This window comes from Streptomyces sp. CC53, assembly GCF_001865245.1.
Taxonomy (GTDB): Bacteria; Actinomycetota; Actinomycetes; order Streptomycetales; family Streptomycetaceae; genus Streptomyces.
Window position 1 is genome coordinate 5,087 of sequence record NZ_MKXB01000132.1, and the last position, 3,762, is coordinate 8,848.

Genomic DNA, 3,762 nt, shown 5'->3' on the forward strand with positions numbered 1-3,762 from the left:
TTCTGAGAACGTCCCGGACGGCCTGCCGTCCGGGACGTTCTCGTTGCGAGCCGCGACAAGGGCACTCCCTTGGGAGCAGTCGCTCGGGGTTTCATGTGCTGACACGGCGCTGGCATGTCAGCACCACACTGCAGTGCTTCCTGACCTCCGAGCCCCTCCGGCTCCCTCATGGACCCGTGCTGCTGCGGAAGCGTGGTCAGCGGAGGAGGATCGGACCGAGGGGCGGCTCCTGGCCGAGGTTCCGCGGCCGCTGTCCAGGCGATCGGCCGCGGCATTGTCGGTGATGGGCAGTATCGTCGGGGGTATGCAGGAGCGCTGGGGGGATGAGCGGGCGGCGATGGTCGTGCTGCTCCGGCGAGCCCGCACGGAGAAGCAAGAGCGGGAGACCGTGGCGCGGGTGATGGACGTCGGCAGCGCCTGGCAGCTTCTGGGCGAGGAGCAGCTTTCACTGTTCGGCGGCTCCGCCGACGCGGAGCCGCCTGCTGCCCGTGCCGAGCTGGAACGCTGGGCGGCGCAGGGCATCGGTGTGCACGTGCTGACCGAGCCGGACTACCCGCACCAGCTGAGCAGCGCCTTTGATGCGCCGGGGTTGGTCTTCACTCGCGGCGATGTACGGCCTGACGATGCGGGGGTGGCGGTGGTCGGCTCGCGCAGCGCCTCGCCGCAGGCCCTCGCTGATGCTGCCGCCATCGCGCGCGGCCTGATCACGCGGGGGTTGAGCGTGGTGTCCGGGCTTGCGTCGGGGATCGACACCGCGGCGACGGTGGCCGCGTTGGAGGCGGGCGGGCGTGCGGTCGGTGTGATCGGCACCGGCGTCTACCACGCCTATCCGCCGGAGAACCTCGACCTGCACCGCCGGGTCGTCGCCTCAGGTCTGGTGCTCTCCCCTTTCTGGCCGGACACCCCGCCGTCGAAGACGACCTTTCCACGTCGAAACGGCACGATGTCGGCGTACTGCCTCGCCACAGTGATCGTGGCGGCTGGTCCGCGCAGCGGCACCCGTATTCAAGCGCGCCGGGCCGTCGAGCACGGCCGACCGGTGATCTTGCTGCGCTCCGTCCTCGATGGGAACGACTGGGCGCGTGAGCTGCTTGACCGCCCGGATGTCCATGTCGCCGACGATGTGGACGGCGTCTTGGGCGTGCTGGACGACATCGTGCGCCGTCCGGCGGACGTCGACCGTCTACTGCGGGATCTCGTCGATCTGCCGTGACAGCCGATCCGAGGGGTGGGCGTGCGCGTGCCGCCGAGATTATCTCCCGTACCCGGTTCGTCGATCACTTTCTGGCGCCGGTCCGATCCTTCCGCGGCATGTGCCAGGTGTGCGCCGAACCCCTGGCAGTCGGTGGTCTTCGGTGCGCCACCTGCACGGCCCACGTCGTGCAGGCAGCGGCGCTCGGTACGAAGACGGCGGACCGGGTCGTCTTCGCGGCGTACACGGTCGCGGGCCGCCAGTCGGACTGGGACATGCACCGCTACAAGGCCGCTTCCCCCGGTCCGACGAACCCGTCGTGGATGAGGGTGGCGGGCTGGCCGCGTATTTCGGTCTGATGCATCGTGCTTGCCTGGATGCCGGGCCCTCGGGGCCGGTCGACGCTTTCGCAGTGGTGCCCTCGCTCAGTGGTCGGCCGTCGCCGCACCCCATTGAAACCCTTGTGAGATATCTGCTGCCGGGCGTCCCGCCCGTCCCACTGTCTGCGTCGGCTGTGGAGCGGGGAGATCGTGATCAGCGGAGGATGTTCCGGCCCGACTACTTCGCCGTGAGCCACGGCGGCGTTGCCCGCACTTGTCATGTCGTGCTCTTCGACGACACCTGGGTGACTGGCAGCCACTTCCAATCCGCCGCAGCGGCATTGCGGCAGGCCGGCGCACTGCATGTGACGGGGCTGGTCCTCGCTCGCCGCCTGCGTCCCGAGTGGGGTGCGAACGATGCCTTCATCACCGAACAGCTCACCCGTCCGTACGACGTCACAGGTTGCCCCGTGGGTGAGCACGTGACGCAGGAGGGATGACGCGCACCGGCTTCACGGTGCACGTACGCGATCGACGTTGAGGACCGGCTCAGGTCCCGAGAGCCTCCCTTGGGCTGAGGGGACGCTGGTTCGAGAGTCCTCTGCCGCACATACGTGCGCACAGGGTGGACTTTGGAGAATCGGTGAGGCCCGGCTCGTCAAAGATCGTGGACGATGGCTGGTCGTCGCTCTTACGGATTTCCTGGACTCCGCGGCCCTCTGCAGGACGTGGGCCCCCTGCTGCCTCGGGGGTTGTCGGGGGTGGCGTGGAGTGGATAGCCTGCCCCGGAGCAGGGAGTTTGGGATAGGACCTGAACCACCGCTGATCTCTTCGAGGCATGGAGCGTCGGAACGCGCCCTCGCCACCGCCTCTTTCTGTGTTCTCTTCTGTTGCCGCCGGGATGTCAGCGTCCCGGCGGCCGAAAGGCGTCTGCATGACTGTCTACTGTCAACACGCGAACCGTGGGAAGACCCAGATTCTGGCGGTTTACCGGCGTGAGGACGATGCCGTGTCGTCCACCGTGACGAGCCTCGGCTCGGCAGAGCTTGCGGCACCGATCGTCGAAGCACTCAATCGGATCTCCGCCCTTGCCACAGTCCCCCTGGGCCTCTTTGACGAGCGGGGTGGCCGGGTGGCTCGCTATCCCGCTGAGCATGTGGCGGCGCTCACCGACCGGGGGGCACGTGCTGGGCTCCTTAGCGGTGCGCACAGTCTCTGGTACGAGTGGGTCTGCTGGGATCTTCACCGGGCGCTGGTCGACCTGGACGAGGCGGTCGCGGCCGCACCCGCTCCGATCCGGATCGCGATCGAGGCGGAGCTGGAGACGGAGGAACGTGAGCTGCGCGATGCGCTCGCCGAGTACTCGGAGGCAGTCCCTGTGCCCAAGGAGAACCAGCGTTCCTGGGATTCCGAATTCCCGTTCGTTCCGTACAACGGCGGTATGCACCTCCTGACGCGTAAAGCGCGGAAGGAATTGGACCGTCTTGAGGAAGGCATCACCCGGGAGAAGCGGGAGGCGGCAGTTTCGGACCTGCGGCTGCTGGTCACTGCCTTCGACCAGTGGCCGGCCGCACAGGCGGACGACGGGATCTTCTCGCTCGAGTACCCCGAGATCTTCGCCGAGCCGTACGACGCGGATCACCACTTCCTGACGGTCTCCGCACCCGATCCCAGCGGTGAGGGCATGGACGCCTGGCACGTCGATGTGTGCCGGTGGATGCCCAATGATCCTGAGGAGATGGGCGAGGAGGAGTACAGCAGCGCCACCGGTCAACACCTCCTCCGGTGCGTGCTGCCCGCGACGCCGAGTGCAGAAAGCATCACCGAGTTGCTGTCAAGGGTCTCTGCAGAGCCGGGAGTACTCAAGGAGTGGGCTCAGACGACCGTGGGGAGCCCGTTGGAGGGGACGGCCTTGGTCGTCACCTCTGTCTGGCCGAATGAGTCTTGAGGCGGTCCGCCGGGGGGCAGCTTGTGCTGTCTCATCTCGTCGGCGACGTTGGGGGTAGGGGGAAGGCTGACGGGAGGGGTTGCCGCTGAGGTTGAAAGGGCAGGGTGACGAGGCTACGAGGGCTCCAGTCCGAGGCCGGTCTCGGCTATGAAGCCGTTGAGGATCTGCGGTCGGCGTTGGATGGCGCGTAGGCGGTTCTTCACGAGTGGGGTGAGGTCGTCGATCGTGCGGGGTGCGAGGTTGCGTGCTCGCCACCCTGTCAAGGTGGAGGCCGCGGGTTCAAATCCCGTCAGGACCGCTGC

At 67.5% G+C, this 3,762-nt stretch carries 4 protein-coding genes and 1 tRNA gene; all 5 read left to right on the forward strand.

What is annotated here, in order from left to right; genetic code table 11:
- Positions 1–304: 304 nt before the first annotated feature.
- The 5 genes from BJP40_RS12345 (at position 305) to BJP40_RS12365 (ending at position 3,758) form a co-directional block, all read left to right on the forward strand.
- Positions 305–1,213, forward strand: a complete 909-nt coding sequence (locus BJP40_RS12345; RefSeq protein WP_071280409.1) for a DNA-processing protein DprA — start codon at positions 305–307, stop codon at positions 1,211–1,213.
- A gap of 167 nt (positions 1,214–1,380) precedes the next feature.
- Positions 1,381–1,551 (forward strand): hypothetical protein, encoded by a 171-nt coding sequence (locus tag BJP40_RS34210; protein ID WP_177204364.1) that lies wholly within the window; start codon positions 1,381–1,383, stop codon positions 1,549–1,551.
- 185 nt (positions 1,552–1,736) lie between these two features.
- Complete coding sequence (locus BJP40_RS12355; RefSeq protein WP_071280407.1) at positions 1,737–2,012, forward strand: hypothetical protein; 276 nt, start codon at positions 1,737–1,739, stop codon at positions 2,010–2,012.
- A 434-nt stretch (positions 2,013–2,446) separates the two neighbouring features.
- Entirely contained in the window at positions 2,447–3,460 is a 1,014-nt protein-coding gene (locus BJP40_RS12360) for a hypothetical protein (RefSeq protein WP_071280408.1), read from the forward strand.
- 229 nt (positions 3,461–3,689) lie between these two features.
- Positions 3,690–3,758: transfer RNA gene (locus tag BJP40_RS12365), tRNA-Asp, on the forward strand.
- Positions 3,759–3,762: the final 4 nt, after the last annotated feature.

What these genes read in the sequence shown, in the direction of transcription:
- BJP40_RS12345 (WP_071280409.1), top strand. Translation starts at nt 305, where the DNA reads ATGCAGGAGCGCTGGGGGGATGAGCGGGCGGCGATGGTCGTGCTGCTC.
- BJP40_RS12355 (WP_071280407.1), top strand. Translation starts at nt 1,737, where the DNA reads ATGTTCCGGCCCGACTACTTCGCCGTGAGCCACGGCGGCGTTGCCCGC.
- BJP40_RS12360 (WP_071280408.1), top strand. Translation starts at nt 2,447, where the DNA reads ATGACTGTCTACTGTCAACACGCGAACCGTGGGAAGACCCAGATTCTG.